A 15580-nucleotide genomic window follows, 5' to 3' on the forward strand; every position below is an offset into this window, starting at 1 on the left:
TTCCTGAAGGCTCCGATACGGCAGAGCCAGCATGTTCGATCTTCTGAGAGCCCGACCAGCGCGCAAGGCTGCCTTCTCCGTCCTCGAGCCGTTCGTTCTGAAGACTTCCGCGAATGGCGCCGGCCTGCAAGCGGGCGACTGGCTCCAGCCGCAGATTCTCGGTTTCCTTGCGACCCTGGTCACGCTGATCGTCGAACGCAAATGCGGCGAGCTGCGAACGCACGCGCTCGCCTCGGCCCAGTCATCGGTGCTGAATGCTCTCACCGGGATCGGCCCGGAACTTGTGGGCGAGGAAATCTGTCTTCTGAGCAGCCGCCGAGACCCGGCCTTCACCGCAGGGTCGATGGGAGCGCTCGCCTTTCTGGAAGCCTTGGACGCCACCCGGCCATCGGCGGGCGAACTGGTAGGAATGGAGCCGCTCGGCACAGCTTCCAGCGAAGCCGGAAGCAGAACGCTGGACGAGCTCTGGCACGACCATGTCGAACGTCATATGCGCAGAGGTCAGTTCTTGGCCTGAGAGACCGGCATGCCGAAACCGCCGAAGCTCGCAGCTCGGACCCGCGGCTGCGCCGGCTCGTCGTCAAGCAAGCCGAGTTCAAGTTGAACTTCCGTCAACGCCTCGCCGGCCTCTTCCAGCCGCTCCGGCCGGGTTGCAAGGAGCCGCCGCAACGCCTGAATGAACAAGGTGTCCGTTTCCGCGGTTGCGATGCCTTCCAGCGCTGCCATGAAGCGTTCAAAACGCGCGACGCAACTCGCGCTGCCTGGGCCGCCATCGACCTGGCAGTCCAGGAACTCGCAGCGCATGACCATGTCGCCATGCTGCCATGGTGCGTAGCAGGCCACCTCCAGCGGAGAAACCGCGAGGCCGCCGGCAATCTTCTGCTTCAGATGCCAGGCCGTTCGGACGGAAACTCCCAGCGTTTGCGCCAGCCTTTGCGACCCCATCTTCTGCCGGGTCGCCGTCAGCAGGTAGAGGGCCTGGAGCCAGACATGCAGAGGCACATGGCTGTTGTGAAAGATCGTGCCGTTCCTGATCGTGAACGGCTTCCGGCAGGAATAGCATTTCCACGCGCCAATCGGGGTGCTCAGGCCGTTGAGCCGCCCCAGCCGGGCAGCCTCGCCGCAATGCGGGCAAACCGGTCCGGAAGGCCAGACCATTCGTTCGAGCGACAAATGGACGACGCGCTCGTTCTGCAAGCGGATGGCGTTCGGCATGGCGCAACCTCCAACCCGAAAACATGGTCCCAGATGGGTAATTGAAAGTCAATAAAGTCTGAAAATGGGTAATAATTCGATACATTGACGCCGCAAGGGCATAGTTGGATGTTTGCTGATCGGGAATAATGCACACAACCCCCAAATTGTCACATTATTTCTGAGACATTTATCAATTTAGGCAACAAAAAGAAATTGTTCGCCAATAATGAATATTACATTCAATAATTTTAAATAATATTCAGAATTTATACCTATCTGCTAGTATATGACTCATAAAATTATATGTCTCAGATTTCATTTCGCACACTCTGGCCCAATATCGAACCAGACTAATAGTTCAGAAAAATTATTACTTATATCAACTAATTAATATCGGGAGACGCAAACAATGACTTAGTCAATTAAGGGGTTTCTGCTGTCGCCAGTACGAAATCTTGAAGAACGTTCCTTGCGTAGATAGGCGGGACATTCATTCGACATAAATTATCAATATTCCGCACTAATGGCATCCAACGCAAGTGGATCGGCGCAGCGCAGAAGGGACGCGGCGATCAACGAGCGGAAGGGTGCCTTTCCTTTTTTGACGGGAAAGCACCATGCCGAACAACAACGATTATCACCCGCAGGATCCAAGCCAGGATCAGGCGCAGGCTGAGATTCAAGCCCAATTGCAGGGACAAGGTCAGGGGCAAGGACAAGGCCAGGGGCAGGGACAAGGCCAGGCGCAGTACTCCGCGCAGGCCGTCGACACCTCCGTCTGGAATGACAACGGCAACCTGAATCTCAACGGCAACGGCAATCTGAACGCCAATGGCAACCTGAACGGCAACCTCAACTACAACGAGAACATCAACCACGTTCAGACCGCCGTCGACACCACTGTCAATGTAAAGGTCGACCTCGACCTCAGTGGCGCCCTCGTGCCACCCGTCGATAACCGGGTGATGGATATCGACTCGATTCACGACATCCACGACTCGATCGTGATGCCGTCCGTCGTCACCCAGACGACGGATGACGGCAACAACTTCAATATCGCGCAGGTCAACAACCTCACCGACAATGACAGCCTGTCCAATCCGTCGGTGAACTTCAACTCTGGTGGGCTCGACCCGTCCTGCTATGGTCCAGGCCATATCCCGGAAGCGGTTGGCGATTTCTCCATGACCGCCACGGCCACGGGTGGCTCAGCATCGTCGAGCTTCGGCGACATCCATGGCGGAAGTGACGGCTACTCGGGCATCGGCGCGGCTGCTGCCAACGTGGCCCTGACCCAGGAGGCCTTCACACAGCACATCGCCATGGGCGCAAATGTCCAGTTCAACTCCGTCGATCACCTGACCGTCGCAGGTCACGACATCGGCACACTTTGAGCGTCCCAACGCTCGGAAGGCAAGCTATGCTCGGACGCGCGGGGTCGCCTCCCCGCGCGCTCCCTGCTCGGGGCCGGTGAGCCCCTGAGCCCACGCAATGCCTGGTGCCCTCGCGACCGGCCTTGCCAGGCAATAGTGCAGAGTGTGCCATGAACATTGGCGGCTTTACCGAAACGATATGGCATTTTGCCGGCTATCTTCGCGTCTTCATTGATGAAATGCGGGCGCGCGAAACCTATGACGGCGAAGCGTCCCGGGTCGTGTCGGACGAGGGGGGCGATCGCTTCTACGATCGCGTTGCGCCCATCACACCGGATGAAACGGCTTCGCAACCCGTGTTCTTTCGGGCGCCGAACGTCTCCGACGACAGTCCCGCCCTCCACAGCCTGACGCCCACACCCTTCACTCCGCCGGCCAGAATCCTCCCATCGAGTCATCCGCCTCCACATCGCCTCGATGCGCCCGACAGCGTCGATAACGACTATGGCTATATGGTCACCAGCCACAAGATCGTCACTGTGGGGTATCAGAACGGCGGCACCGAGACATTGCTCTCGATCCACCAGGTCAATCAGGCGGACGACCGGGATCTGCTGACATCCGACGCGATCCGTTATCCTGACGGCACTCTCGTCGTGCCCCCCGAACTTCATCTCGACGGCGTCCTGAGCGACATGCTGCACCAGGCGCAGAGCGCTGTGCCCGGCGAGGTCGCGGCGCTTCAGGGCGGCACGACCCAGAGCGTGATAGCGGCTATCGAAAGTCGCGATATGCGCTGGACCGAAACGGGGAGCCCCTATTCCGACGGCAGCCCTGTCTCACATGCCATGGAAGGCAGAATTGTCGACGGCGCGCTCAACGCGAACGATCCACCGGTGCCGAGCCTTGCCGAGGTCGCGCCTTGGCGCCTGGCCGACGCGCCCGCCGACAGCATCACCAAATCCATTACAGCCGCCGAACCCACAGGCGGGGTCGCCGTCGTCTCGGAGACCGGGCTGAACATGCTGGCAAATGCTGCGGTCATCGTCGACGCCAACGAAGCAACAGGCTCGATGATCGTGGGCGGCAATTATTTCTTCAGCCGCGGCATCGCGCAGGTAAATGTCCTCGTGGACAACGACCATGTCGACGTCGCCGTCGATGGCACGCTGGCCCCCTTGGTTCAGAGCCATGGCAACGAAGTCCACAACATCGCGGAATTCGCGACGCATACGATGACGATCGCGCCAAACGGCGCCGCAGCGACCCCCTTCTGGTCGGTCGATGTCATGCCGGGAAGCTTCTATGATGTGAAATCCGTCATTCAGTTCAATGGACTGAACGATAGCGACAGGATCGTTCAGGCGGAGAACGGAACCTATTTCGACGTGAAGAGCGGCGAGAACGCCCAGCTCAATCTCGCTCAGATCACCGGCCTGGACAGCTACGACATCATCATCATTGGCGGCAACTATCACCGCGCCGACTGGATCTACCAGTACAACATCGTTCTGGACTCAGACAGCGCCAAGCTGTTTGCAACAGGCCACGGCAGCGATATTACCGTTGTCACCACAGGCTTCAACAACCTTACCAATCTCGCAGATATCACGACCTATGACAGCGTCGCATTCAAGCCGATGCAGCAGGCGCATTACGATCTTCTCGGCGCTCTTGATCAGAACTCTACAATTCTGACGCCCGACGCCAACTGGCAACTCAACGGCAACAGGTTCGGAACGCTTCACGTCCTCTACGTGCCCGGCGACTATTACGACGTGAACGTCATCACCCAGATCAATGTTCTGAACGACGCCGACCAGGTCATCCAGGCCAATGCTCACCCCGGGACGACCCAGGGCGTCGCCACCGGCGGAAACACGGTGCTGAACGAAGCGCATATCATCGATCCCGGCACGCTTTCGACCTCGAAATACCTGGGTGGCGACACCTACGAGGAGAGCGTGCTGATCCAGACCAACATGATCACCGACACCGACAAGGTCACCATCCACGACACCCAGACATTGGTGCCCGAGCTCGTCGCCTTCGCTCATGACGTGGATACACATTCCGGATCGGACTCCTCCGTCTCGCGCCCAGTCATACCCGACCCGTCCCAGCACGATCACCTCACCTCCAACATCATGTCTTGAGGCCAGTACGCATCGAGGGCTCTCCATGACCGACGAAGCCGTTCCCGCCGCGCCATCGAACCGTCCAGATGCCGCCAGGTTGCCCGGAGCCACGCCGCTCGGGACGACCATTGGCAGGCCCCCGCCCCCGCTCACGCTGGTCGCCAATTCAAACGACCGCATGGCCGGCGAGGCCCGTCAGGCCTCACCAGGGCAAGCCCCGCTGCGCGCCGAGGCGAAGCATGGCGCTCCTCCCGCCGACAGCGTCCCCAATCTGCGACCGGTCGGAGGCGCCGGCAGCCCGCAAGGCACGACGACATCGAACGGTCCTGGGGGCGGCAAGGGCGGAACAGGTGGTGGCGGAGGGGGCGGTGGCAGCGGCGGCCGATCACCGCTCGAACAACGCCTCGGGGATCGCGATTTCCAGCAGGTCCTCGGCAAAGGGCTCGCGGAAGCGCGCCACAACCTGGTGATCGTCGCGATCTTTTCGATCGTCGTGAACACGCTGGTGCTGGCTGTCCCGATCTATCTGTTCCAGATGTCGGACAGGGTGCTGACCAGCCGCAGCCTCGACACGCTGATGATGCTCTCGATCATCGTGATGGTCGCGATCCTGGCCCATGTCTTGCTCGACATGATGCGCCGCTTCATCCTGATGCGGGTTGCCGTGGATGTCGAAAGCCGGCTCGGCGGCCCYGTTCTCAGCGCGGCAGCCAAGGCGGCCCAGAGCGGTTCGAATCGGGAGTTCCAGATACTCGCCGATCTTCAGCAGATCCGGAGCTTCCTGACCGGGCCGGTCATCCTGACGATGCTCGATGCGCCGACCGCACCGATCTACCTGCTGGCGGTCTATCTGATCCACCCGCATCTCGGCTACATCGTCACGGTCGCCGCCATCGTCCTGTTCGTGGTCGCCTATTTCAACCAGAAGCTGACGGCCGTCCCCTTCGCAAGGTCGAGCGCCTTTGCGACGCGCGCCAATCTGCAGTCGGAAGCGATGTCGCGGAACTCGCAGGTCATCAACGCCATGGGCATGATTCCGGAGGGCGTGCTGATCTGGGGCCGCGAGACCGCGGAATCCCTGAAGGCGCAGGTCAGCGCCCAGGATCGCAACATCATGATGACCGGGTTGTCGAAATTCTTCCGGCTCGGCACGCAGATCGCCATGCTCGGCTGGGGTGCCTGGCTGTCCCTGGAAGGATCCCTCACCGGCGGCATGGTCATCGCGTCATCAGTGGTCGCAGGCCGCGCGCTGGCCCCGCTTGAAGGCACGATCGAAGGCTGGYGCAGCTTCATCCACGCGCGTGCCGCCTATTCCCGGGTTCAGGCCCTGTTGCAGGCCTCGCCGCTCAATCTCGATCGGCTGAAGCTGCCGAACCCCAAGGGCCGCCTCGATGTCGAGCGCATCCTCTATGTGCCGCCACCGAACAAGAAGGTCATCCTGAACGGCATCAGCTTCAGCCTCGAACCCGGCGACTCGCTTGCCATCGTCGGCGCCTCGGGCAGCGGCAAGTCGACGCTCGCGCGCATGCTGGTCGGCTCGATCACGCCAACGGCCGGCACGGTGCGGCTCGACCGAATGGAGCAGCGCAACTGGGACCCGCGGCAGTTCGGCGAGAATGTCGGCTATCTCCCCCAGGACACGCAACTCTTCCCAGCCTCGATCAAGGCCAATATCGCCAGGATGCGGGACGACGCGAGCGACGAGGATGTGTACGAGGCTGCCGAGATCGCCGACATCCACGAAATGGTCGCGCAGTTCGTCCATGGCTACGAGACGCAGATCGGCATCGATGGCAGCCCGCTCTCCGGCGGCCAGAAGCAGCGACTCGGGCTCGCCCGTGCTTTCTTCGGCAATCCGAGACTGGTCGTTCTCGACGAGCCCAACTCCAATCTCGACACGATCGGCGAGGCCGCGCTGGCGCGAGCCTTCGAGCGTGCCAAGGCGCGAGGCATGACGGTCGTGGCAGTGACACAGCGGCCGGCCCTGCTGCGCAGCGTCGACAAGATCATGATGATCAAGGATGGCGCGGTCCAGGCGATCGGCGCACGCGACGAGATCCTGCCCCTGATCGTCGGGCAGCGGAGCATCGACAGCACGCCAAGGCCGAACTGAGATTCTGTGCCGCCACGCCCCTGCCGGGGCGGGCAGTCAGGCGTTTTGCAAGGGTGGAGAGACGCACGATGACCGCAATGATCGCAGCTCAGCCCTGGTATGGCGACGTCCCGCGCAACACCCGATGGGCGAAACTCAGCGGCATCGGCATCATGCTGATGACGGTCATGGGCTTCGGCGTCTGGGGCAATACCGCACCGATCTCAGGCGCCGTGATCGCGCCGGGGGTCTTCGTGACCACGGGACAGAACAAGACGATCCAGCATCTCGAAGGCGGCGTGATCCGCGAGATCATGGTGCGAGAGGGCGACGTCGTCCTGCCCGGCCAGTTGCTCGTGCAGCTCGACGACACCTCTTCCCGGGCTGAACTCCGCCGGCACCTGCTCAAGCAGATGCGGCTCGAGGCGGTCGAAGCGCGGCTGAACACCGAGGCGGCCGGTCGGTCCCAACTGGTATTCCCCCCCCACCTGATTGCGAGCAGCACCGATCCCGATGTCGCCGCGATGCTCCAGGCGCAGACGGCGACTTTCATTGCCCGCCAGAACAACATCTCCAATGACATTTCGGCTCAGCAAAAGGGCATCGACGGGCTGGAGGAAAGAATCGCAGGCAGCAAGGCCCAGCTTGCCGCCGTCGCCCAGCAGAGCGAACTCCTCAAGGAAGAGCTCGCTGGCAAACAGGCCCTGCTCGACCGTGGCTATATCCGCAAGCCCGACGTCCTCGCGCTTCAGCGCAACGCCGCCAATCTACGCGGCGAGGCYGGCCGGATCACCGGGGACATCGGCGACGCGCGGGAGCGCATCGCTCGCGCAGTCGAGCAGATCGATGGTGTCAGAAAGAACGCGATCAAGGCCGCATCGGAGCAGTTGCAGGACGTCAGTGCCGATCTGAACGATGTCCGGGAACGCATACACACGGTGAAGGGGGTTCTCGACCGCGCCAGGATCGTCACTCCGGTCAAGGGAACCGTGGTCAAGCTGCGCTACCACTCAGCCGGCGGTGTCATCGAGGCGGGCAAGAGCATCATGGAGATCGTCTCGCTGCAGGAAGAGCTCGTCATCGAGACGCATGTCCGTCCTCAGGATATCGACAAGATCAAGCACAGTCAGGTCGCGACCATCCGCCTCAGCGCCCTCAATCAGCGCACGACGCCGATGATCAAGGGCAAGGTGATCTATATTTCGGCCGACGCCCTGCCGGATGAAAGGCAGCGCGGCTACCCCAATACGTCCGATCTCTATGTCGTACGGGTCCGCCTCGACAGCAACAGCGCCGCCGCGATCCACGATTTCCAACCGACGGCCGGCATGCCGGCAGAGGTCTATATCCAGACGAAGGAACGCACGTTCTTCGAATATCTGATGCAGCCGCTGAAGGACAGCATGGCGCGCGCTTTCCGGGAAACCTAAGCCGCCGTGTGGCGCAGGCGCCTTGCGGGGCGCCCGCCCTGTCCGGCTTCAGGCGTGATGCCGTACCCTGCCGCGAGAGCCTGCCGGAACCGCGGCTTGCCGGACGGGAGCATCGGCGAGGTCCTCGAGAATCGGGCAATCGGGGCGACCGTCGCCGTGGCAATGTTGCGCCAAATGGCCGAGCGTCTTCACCATCGCCTGAAGCTCGCCGATCCGCGCCTCGAGCTCGCCGATGTGGCGCAGGGCAAACGCCTTCACATCGGCACTGGCCCGGCTCTTGTCGCGCCAGAGCGCCAGGAGTTCACGCGTTTCCTCAATCGAGAAACCGAGATTCCGGGCGCGCTTGACGAAGCGCAACGTGTGGACGTCGTCACCGGCATAGACACGATAACCCGCCTCGGTGCGCACCGGAGCCTCGATCAGCCCGATGCTCTCGTAGTAGCGGATCATCTTTGCGCTGACGCCAGAGGCTGTTGCCGCTTGTCCGATGTTCATCTCTCATGCTCCTCCTACAGTCTCACCCCGCCAACGCGAGCCTGGCGGCGCGCTGGTCCTGCAACGGGGCCGGCGTGCGAGCGCGGAAGCGCTTCAGGCGCAGCGCATTGGTCAGGACGCTGACGCTCGACAGCGCCATGGCCAGTCCGGCGAACATCGGCGACATCAGGATGCCGAAGCTCGGATAGAGCGCGCCGGCAGCCACCGGGATCAGCAGGGCGTTGTAACCGAAGGCCCAGATCAGGTTCTGGCGGATATTGGCGATCGTCGCCTGTGACAGCGCAATGGCATTGGCGACACCATTCAGATCGCCCGACATCAGCACGACATCGGCGCTCTCGATGGCGATGTCCGTGCCGGTGCCGATGGCAATGCCGACATCAGCCTTGGCCAGGGCGGGCGCGTCGTTGATGCCATCCCCGACGAAGGCGACCTTGGCGCCACCGGCCTGGAGCCCGGCCACCACCTCGGCCTTGCCGGTCGGCAGAACCTCGGCCACGACCTCGTCGATGCCAAGCCTCGCGGCAATCGCCTCGGCCGTACGCCGGTTGTCGCCGGTAATCATCACGACGCGCAGGCCGAGCCGATGCAGCGATGCGATAGCCTCGGGGGTCGTGGCCTTGACCGGATCGGCAACCGCGATGATGGCCGCGAGCCTGCCGTCGATCGCCGCATAGAGCGGCGTCTTGCCGGCATCGCCCAGGCGGCCTGCCGCCTCCGTGAAGGGCGAGAGGTCGAGCCCGAGACGCCGCATCAGCCGGTCGGCACCGATCTCGATCGTCCGGCCTTCGACGACGGCCTTGACGCCGAAGCCGGGTTCACCCGCGAACTCCGACACCTCTGCGAGGGCGAGGCCGCGCTGGCGGGCAGCGACAACGATCGCTTCCGCAATCGGATGCTCCGAGCGAGCCTCGACCGAGGCGACCAGCCGCAGCACCTGGGCCTCCTCGAAGCCCTCGGCGGTGACGAGATCGGTCAGCTCCGGCTTGCCCTTGGTCAGGGTTCCGGTCTTGTCGAGCGCCACGATCTTCGCATCCTTCAGACCCTGGAGCGCATCGCCCTGGCGGAACAGGATGCCGAGCTCGGCGCCCTTGCCGGTGCCGACCATGATCGAAGTCGGAGTCGCCAATCCCATCGCGCAGGGGCAGGCGATGATCAGCACGGCGACCGCGTTGACGAGAGCATAGGACAAGGCGGGGCTGGGGCCGAAGGCGAACCAGGCCGCGAAGGTCACAAGCGCGAGCGCCATCACGGCCGGGACGAACCACATCGTCACCTTGTCGACCATGGCCTGGATCGGCAGCTTCGAGCCCTGCGCCGCCTCGACGGTGCGGACGATCTGCGAAAGCAGCGTATCGGCACCGACCTTGGTGGCGGTGAAACGGAAGGCACCCGTGCCGTTAATCGTGCCACCGGTCACAGCCGCCCCCGCTTCCTTGCGGGCGGGCACCGGCTCACCGGTGATCATCGCCTCGTCGACATAGGACACGCCGTCGAGAACCTCACCATCGACCGGGATGCGCTCCCCCGGACGCACAATGACGACATCGCCMGGAACAACGCTCTCGATCCCGACATCGGCCTCGACGCCGTCGCGCAGGACACGCGCCGACTTCGCCTGCAGCGACATCAGTCGCCGGATCGCTTCGCTGGTCCGGCCCTTGGCTCTGGCCTCGAACCAGCGTCCGGTCAGGACGAGCGTGACGATCACTGCACCGGCCTCGAAATAGGTGTAGTCCGTGCCGTCAGGCAGGAACTCCGGCGCGAAGGTCGCCACCGTCGAGTACAGATAGGCCGCGCTGGTACCGAGCATGACCAGCGAGTTCATGTCCGGCGCGCCACGCAGCAAGGCCGGCCACCCCTTCTTCAGGAAGCGCAGGCCCGGCCCGAACTGGACGAATGTCGCGAGCAGGAAGGACAGGAGCTTGATGTTGAACTCGCCGACACGCCCGGCGAGAAAATGGTGCAGCGGCTCGTACATATGCGAGCCCATTTCGAAGACGAGCAGCGGGATTGTCGCGACTGCGGCAATGATGACCGCGCGCTTCAAACCCGCCTGTTCCGCCTCGCGCGCCTGCTGCTCGCGATCTGAGGCTCCGGCATCGATGCTCGCCGCTTCGGCGGAATAGCCCGCTCCTGCAACGGCCGCGACGAGCTGCTGCATCTGGTCCGCACCGCCGAGAGCCCGCACGGTGGCACGCTCGGTCGTGAGATTCACGGTCGCGTCGAGCACGCCCGGCACCGCCTTGAGCGCCCGCTCGACCCGGCCGACGCAGGACGCGCAGGTCATGCCGGAGATCTTCAGCTCGACGGTGCGCTCGGTGGGCTCGTAGCCGGCGCCGCGGATCGCGTCCGCAATCGCGCCGGCATCGCTACCGCCGGAAGACAGGGTAACGCGGGCTCGTTCGGTCGCGAGGTTGACTGCGACTGAGCCGACGCCGTCGACGGCCTTCACGGCGCGTTCGACGCGCCCGACACAGGAAGCACAAGTCATCCCGCCGATCTCGATCTCAAATTCTCTAACGGGGCTTCCCGCTGTCCGTGCCATCGCCATGGCTTGATCTCCACATGTTGATGGCGAGAGGTATGATCCTTCCCATGATGGGAAGGTCAAGGCCAATTTTCAACACTCCGCGAGAGGGCCGGATCCTCCCCACGATGTGCGCCGGCATCCCGCAGAGGGCGCTTGACCTTCCCATCATGGGAAGCTTTAGGCTCCCTTTCATACCCCTCAGAAAGGACGCAGAACGATGTGCGGATGCCAGAGCCATAGCGAGAAGACGACACCTGGGACTCAGGCACAGCCTCAGGGCGCGGGAACACTCAGCTTCCGCGTCGAGGACATGACCTGCGGGCATTGCGCCGGTACGATCATCAAGGCGATCGAAATTGGCCTTCCCGGAACCCGCGTCCAGGCCGACCCGGCCTCGAAACTGGTCAGCGTCCTGGGCACCAGCGACCGCGCCGCCATCGCGGCGATCGTCACGGCGGCCGGCTACACGCCGCAGCCCGTCACCGCCTGATCCAACATCCTGCACCTGGTCAGCTATAGGCCAGGCGCAGCCCCGCCTCGTGGCAGCAGGCCTTCAGGCTGGTGAGGATCGCCTTCTCATTGGTCTGCACGCCATGGCGCTGCAGGCATGGCACCAGGATCGCCGCCTGCGCATAGCCTGCCGGTCCGATGACCGGGCAGGCGATATCGGTAACCGCCAGAATGTCGCGGCTTGGTGCGATCTGGTGTCCCTGCTCCCTGATCATCTCGAAGATGGCCGCAACGCCGGTGCTCTCGAGCCGCGCCCGCGCCTCATTATCGGCATCCTTCATCAGGGTCAGACGCCGTGCCCGTGTCTGGAACGCCAGGATGAGCAATCCGGAATTGGCTTCCAGCGCCGGCCTGCCATAGCCCGGCCGCACGGTAACCGTCGCGTCGAGATGTCCGGAGGTCGTCGCGAGAACCACGGTCTGCGCACGGCTCAGCACGACGAGATGAGCCGCCTGCCCGCTCTCCTCGCTGAAGCGCTCCATCAGAGGCAGTACGACCGAGGTCAGCTGCCGCCCGCTGGGCGTCCTGATGCCGAGATCGAACAATCGTCGCGACAGTGCGAGCCTGTCCGTTCCCGCCTCCCGCACCAGATATCCGCGCTGCTGCAGCACGAAGACCATGCGGAAGATCTCGCTCTTCGAGCGCTCCAGTCGCTCGGCAATGGTGCGGGTCGAAAGCGGCTCGCCGACATCCGCCAGCAGCTCGAGAATATCCAACCCCTTCTCCAGAGCCGGAGCGGAATAGGAGGCCTTCTCGCCGTCATCTGTTTCCGGAAGGTCAGGCATGCTGCCTCGTTTCATATGTGAAGCTTGACATCAAATAAGAAGCCAACCTAGCCTCTTGTAAAGGGGAGGCTCAATGACACCATCGCTGATCACTCTGTCGGTTTGTTGTGGGCGGGCCGTCACGCTGCCTGCGGCCGTGGCGGTCTGAGCGCGATGAAATACGGCCTGCAGTTTCGGGATGTGTTTGCGGCGTGGGAGTCGATCCTCGACGGCGTCTGGATCACGCTGCTGCTCTCGGCCTGCGCGATGCTCGGCGGCCTCGTCATCGGCGTCGCCTGTGCTGCGGCGCGGGTCTATGGACCGGGCTGGCTGAAGCGGATCGTCGGTGGCTATGTCGAGGTGATCCGCAACACGCCACTGCTGGTCCAGCTCTTCCTGATCTTCTTCGGCCTGCCGAGCTTCGGCCTCCGGCTCGACGGCCTGACGGCGGCGATCATCGCACTCGTCATCAATCTCGGCGCCTATACCACCGAGATCGTCCGGGCCGGGCTGGAAGCGGTGCCGAAGGCGCAGACCGAGGCCGGCCACTCGCTCGGCCTCTCCGGCCTGCAGGTCTTCCGCTACATCGTGATGTTCCCGGCGCTGAAATCGATGTTTCCCGCGCTCGCCAGCCAATTCGTGCTGCTGATGCTGGCGACGAGCGTGGTCTCGCAGATTTCGGTCGAGGACCTGTTCCACGCGGCCTCGATCGTGCAGTCGCGTACCTTCCGCGACTTCGAAGTCTACACCGTGATCGGCGTGCTCTATCTCGGCCTCGCGCTGGCCTTCCGCGGCCTCTTTGCCGGCATATATTACTGGGCGTTCGTCAGGCGATGATCCGTTCCTTCGGCCTGATCGATGTGATGTACCTGGTCGCGGCGGCGCGCTGGACCGTGGCCTTGACCGTCACCGCCTTCACCGGAGCCGCCCTGCTCGGCCTGGTCATCGCCGTCGTCCGCATCCTGCCCTTCGCGCCGCTGCGCTGGCTGGCGGCCGGCTACACCCATATCGTCCAGGGCACGCCGCTGCTGGTCTGGCTGTTCCTGATCTTCTTCGGCCTGCCGCTGATCGGCATCTCGGTCAATCCGTGGTTCGCAGCCGCCGTCGCCTTCTCGGTCTATGGCAGCGCCTTCCTCGGCGAAATCTGGCGCGGCGCGCTGATCTCGATCGCCAAGACGCAATGGGAGGCCGGCGCCTCGCTCGGCCTGTCGCTCTGGGAACAGTTGCGCCACATCATCGTGCCGCAGTCGATCCGCGTCGCAATCCCGCCCACCGTCGGCTTCCTCGTCCAGCTCATCAAGAACACCTCGCTCGCCGCGACGATCGGGCTTGTCGAACTGACCCGCGAGGGCCAGCTCACTGCCGCCGGCACCTACAAGCCTTTCGCCGTCTACATCACCGTCGCCTGCATCTACTTCCTGATGTGCTTCCCCCTCACGCAATGGAGCCGCTCGCTCGAGCGGAAGCTCGATGTCGCTCGTTGAAATCAAGGGGATCAGCAAGAGCTATGGCGCGGTCCAGGTTCTGAAGAACGTCTCGCTGGACGTCGCGAAGGGGGAGATCATCGCCGTGATCGGGCGCTCGGGCTCCGGCAAGAGCACCATGCTGCGCTGCATCAACGGCCTCGAGCCGATCCAGGGCGGTTCGATCCTCGTCGACGGCGTGCAGGTGAACGATCCCAGGACCAACCTGCGCAAGCTCCGGCAGGAGGTCGGCATCGTCTTCCAGAGCTTCAACCTGTTCCCGCATCTCTCGGTCTGCGACAACATCACACTCGCGCCGCGGGTGGTGAAGAAGCAGGCGCCGGACGCAGCCCGCGAGATCGCCCGCGACGTGCTGCGCCGCGTCGGGCTGGAGGACAAGCTCGACGCCTTCCCGTCCCAGCTTTCCGGCGGCCAGCAGCAGCGCGTCGCCATCGCCCGTTCGCTCGCGATGCAGCCCAAGCTGATGCTGTTCGACGAGGTCACCTCGGCGCTCGATCCCGAACTCACCGGCGAGGTGCTGAAGGTGCTCGAATCGGTGGCGCAGGACGGCATGACGATGATCCTCGTCACGCATGAGATGGGCTTTGCCCGCCGCTTCGGCTCGCGCGTGGTCTTCATGCACGAGGGCCGCATTCACGAAGAAGGCCAGGCCGCGGCGGTGCTCGCCGAGCCGAAGACGCCCGAACTACAGACCTTCCTCAGCGCGGTCCTGCACTGAGGAGGCCGATCGACACCAGTTGCACAACGAGGGGAGACGAAACATGCGTTCGCTATTTGCAGGTTTGGCTGCACTGACTGTTGCCGTCTTTGGCGGAGCCGAAGCCCGGGCCGACAAGCTCCAGGACATCCTGTCCAAGGGCGTGGTACGCATCGGCGTGCCGCTCGACGCCCCGCCCTTCGGCGCCCAGGACGAGAACCGCAAGCCGATCGGCTTCGACATCGAGATGGCCGAAATGGTCGCCAAGGGCCTCGGCGTAAAGCTCGAGATGCAGCAGATCACCGGCGCCAACCGGATTCCGTTCCTGCTCACCGACAAGGTCGATATCGTGATCTCGGTGATGGGGCTGACGCCGGAGCGCGCCAAGCAGATCCAGTTCACCGCGCCCTATGCCAATACCTTCCTGGCCGTCTATGGCGCCAAGGCCTCGCCGGTCAGCAGCCCCGAGACCATCGGCTCCGCCCGCGTCGCCGCCGCCAAGGGCACGACACAGGAACTGGCGATCTCGGCGACCGCACCCAAGGCGAGCCTGATGCGCACCGAGGACGATGCCACGGCCGCGGCAGCCTATATCACCGGCCAGGCCGACCTGCTCGCCACCAACAGCATCGTCGCGCAGGCGTTGGCGAAGCAGAACCCGAACAAGGAATTCGAGCGCAAGTTCGTCATCCGCCGCAGCCCGGCCCATATGGGTGTGCAGATGGATCAGCATAATCTCGTGCGCTGGCTCGACGGCTTCATCTTCTTCAATGCGATGAACGGCGAGCTCGACCGGCTGCATCGCAAGTATTTGGACATGCCGATGGACCCGCTGCCGACGCTCTGAGCGACGCCAGACATCAGCCG

General features: G+C 63.4%; 14 protein-coding genes. 10 read left to right on the plus strand and 4 right to left on the minus strand.

Features of this window, described 5'->3' with window-relative positions; translation table 11 throughout:
* The first annotated feature begins 31 nt into the window (after positions 1-31).
* Positions 32-517, plus strand: coding sequence for a hypothetical protein (locus AC1D34_RS01340; RefSeq protein ID WP_441507536.1), 486 nt, complete (start codon positions 32-34; stop codon positions 515-517).
* On the opposite strand, the gene AC1D34_RS01345 is transcribed toward AC1D34_RS01340, so the two are convergent.
* Complete coding sequence (locus AC1D34_RS01345; RefSeq protein ID WP_441490313.1) at positions 502-1215, minus strand: transposase; 714 nt, start codon at positions 1213-1215, stop codon at positions 502-504. The two genes, AC1D34_RS01340 and AC1D34_RS01345, sit on opposite strands and share 16 nt — an antisense overlap.
* A gap of 599 nt (positions 1216-1814) precedes the next feature.
* On the opposite strand from AC1D34_RS01345, the gene AC1D34_RS01350 reads away from it, so the two are divergent.
* The 4 genes from AC1D34_RS01350 to AC1D34_RS01365 all read left to right on the plus strand — a co-directional run bounded on the left by AC1D34_RS01350 (position 1815) and on the right by AC1D34_RS01365 (position 8230).
* Positions 1815-2591: a hypothetical protein gene (locus AC1D34_RS01350; protein WP_441507534.1), complete on the plus strand. Its 777-nt coding sequence runs from the start codon at positions 1815-1817 to the stop codon at positions 2589-2591.
* A 149-nt stretch (positions 2592-2740) separates the two neighbouring features.
* Positions 2741-4726: a hypothetical protein gene (locus tag AC1D34_RS01355; RefSeq protein WP_476823294.1), complete on the plus strand. Its 1986-nt coding sequence runs from the start codon at positions 2741-2743 to the stop codon at positions 4724-4726.
* 25 nt (positions 4727-4751) lie between these two features.
* Positions 4752-6821 carry a type I secretion system permease/ATPase gene (locus AC1D34_RS01360; RefSeq protein ID WP_476823295.1) on the plus strand — a complete coding sequence of 690 codons (2070 nt, stop codon included), beginning with the start codon at positions 4752-4754 and terminating at the stop codon, positions 6819-6821.
* 68 nt (positions 6822-6889) lie between these two features.
* Positions 6890-8230 carry an HlyD family type I secretion periplasmic adaptor subunit gene (locus AC1D34_RS01365; protein WP_441490317.1) on the plus strand — a complete coding sequence of 447 codons (1341 nt, stop codon included), beginning with the start codon at positions 6890-6892 and terminating at the stop codon, positions 8228-8230.
* A gap of 48 nt (positions 8231-8278) precedes the next feature.
* On the opposite strand, the gene cueR is transcribed toward AC1D34_RS01365, so the two are convergent.
* Positions 8279-8725, minus strand: a complete 447-nt coding sequence (cueR, locus tag AC1D34_RS01370) for a Cu(I)-responsive transcriptional regulator (RefSeq protein WP_476823296.1) — start codon at positions 8723-8725, stop codon at positions 8279-8281.
* Positions 8726-8747: 22 nt separating this feature from the next.
* Entirely contained in the window at positions 8748-11273 is a 2526-nt protein-coding gene (locus tag AC1D34_RS01375; RefSeq protein WP_476823297.1) for a heavy metal translocating P-type ATPase, read from the minus strand.
* Between the two features lie 202 nt (positions 11274-11475).
* Here AC1D34_RS01375 and AC1D34_RS01380 point away from each other — a divergent pair, with 202 nt between their 5' ends.
* Positions 11476-11748, plus strand: coding sequence for a heavy-metal-associated domain-containing protein (locus AC1D34_RS01380; protein ID WP_441507530.1), 273 nt, complete (start codon positions 11476-11478; stop codon positions 11746-11748).
* A 19-nt stretch (positions 11749-11767) separates the two neighbouring features.
* On the opposite strand, the gene AC1D34_RS01385 is transcribed toward AC1D34_RS01380, so the two are convergent.
* On the minus strand, positions 11768-12553 hold the full coding sequence (locus tag AC1D34_RS01385) for an IclR family transcriptional regulator (protein ID WP_441490319.1): 786 nt from the start codon (positions 12551-12553) through the stop codon (positions 11768-11770).
* 153 nt (positions 12554-12706) lie between these two features.
* Between AC1D34_RS01385 and AC1D34_RS01390 the strand changes: the two genes are divergently transcribed.
* From AC1D34_RS01390 to AC1D34_RS01405, 4 genes are read left to right on the plus strand one after another with little or no spacing between them, the layout of a single operon-like run.
* On the plus strand, positions 12707-13369 hold the full coding sequence (locus AC1D34_RS01390) for an amino acid ABC transporter permease (RefSeq protein ID WP_441490320.1): 663 nt from the start codon (positions 12707-12709) through the stop codon (positions 13367-13369).
* On the plus strand, positions 13366-14016 hold the full coding sequence (locus AC1D34_RS01395) for an amino acid ABC transporter permease (RefSeq protein WP_069877846.1): 651 nt from the start codon (positions 13366-13368) through the stop codon (positions 14014-14016). Before AC1D34_RS01390 ends, AC1D34_RS01395 begins: the two co-directional genes overlap by 4 nt.
* Positions 14003-14734: an amino acid ABC transporter ATP-binding protein gene (locus AC1D34_RS01400; RefSeq protein ID WP_113519325.1), complete on the plus strand. Its 732-nt coding sequence runs from the start codon at positions 14003-14005 to the stop codon at positions 14732-14734. Before AC1D34_RS01395 ends, AC1D34_RS01400 begins: the two co-directional genes overlap by 14 nt.
* Before the next feature lie 43 nt (positions 14735-14777).
* A complete protein-coding gene (locus AC1D34_RS01405; RefSeq protein WP_441507528.1) occupies positions 14778-15560 on the plus strand; it encodes a transporter substrate-binding domain-containing protein in 783 nt (260 codons plus the stop codon).
* Positions 15561-15580: the final 20 nt, after the last annotated feature.

Source organism: Allobosea sp. P1_A7 (assembly GCF_056406775.1).

Coding starts and splice junctions, on each gene's coding strand:
- AC1D34_RS01340 (WP_441507536.1), top strand. CDS start 32: ATGTTCGATCTTCTGAGAGCCCGACCAGCGCGCAAGGCTGCCTTCTCC.
- AC1D34_RS01345 (WP_441490313.1), bottom strand. CDS start 1,215: ATGCCGAACGCCATCCGCTTGCAGAACGAGCGCGTCGTCCATTTGTCG.
- AC1D34_RS01350 (WP_441507534.1), top strand. CDS start 1,815: ATGCCGAACAACAACGATTATCACCCGCAGGATCCAAGCCAGGATCAG.
- AC1D34_RS01355 (WP_476823294.1), top strand. CDS start 2,741: ATGAACATTGGCGGCTTTACCGAAACGATATGGCATTTTGCCGGCTAT.
- cueR (WP_476823296.1), bottom strand. CDS start 8,725: ATGAACATCGGACAAGCGGCAACAGCCTCTGGCGTCAGCGCAAAGATG.
- AC1D34_RS01380 (WP_441507530.1), top strand. CDS start 11,476: ATGTGCGGATGCCAGAGCCATAGCGAGAAGACGACACCTGGGACTCAG.
- AC1D34_RS01385 (WP_441490319.1), bottom strand. CDS start 12,553: ATGCCTGACCTTCCGGAAACAGATGACGGCGAGAAGGCCTCCTATTCC.
- AC1D34_RS01390 (WP_441490320.1), top strand. CDS start 12,707: ATGAAATACGGCCTGCAGTTTCGGGATGTGTTTGCGGCGTGGGAGTCG.
- AC1D34_RS01395 (WP_069877846.1), top strand. CDS start 13,366: ATGATCCGTTCCTTCGGCCTGATCGATGTGATGTACCTGGTCGCGGCG.
- AC1D34_RS01400 (WP_113519325.1), top strand. CDS start 14,003: ATGTCGCTCGTTGAAATCAAGGGGATCAGCAAGAGCTATGGCGCGGTC.
- AC1D34_RS01405 (WP_441507528.1), top strand. CDS start 14,778: ATGCGTTCGCTATTTGCAGGTTTGGCTGCACTGACTGTTGCCGTCTTT.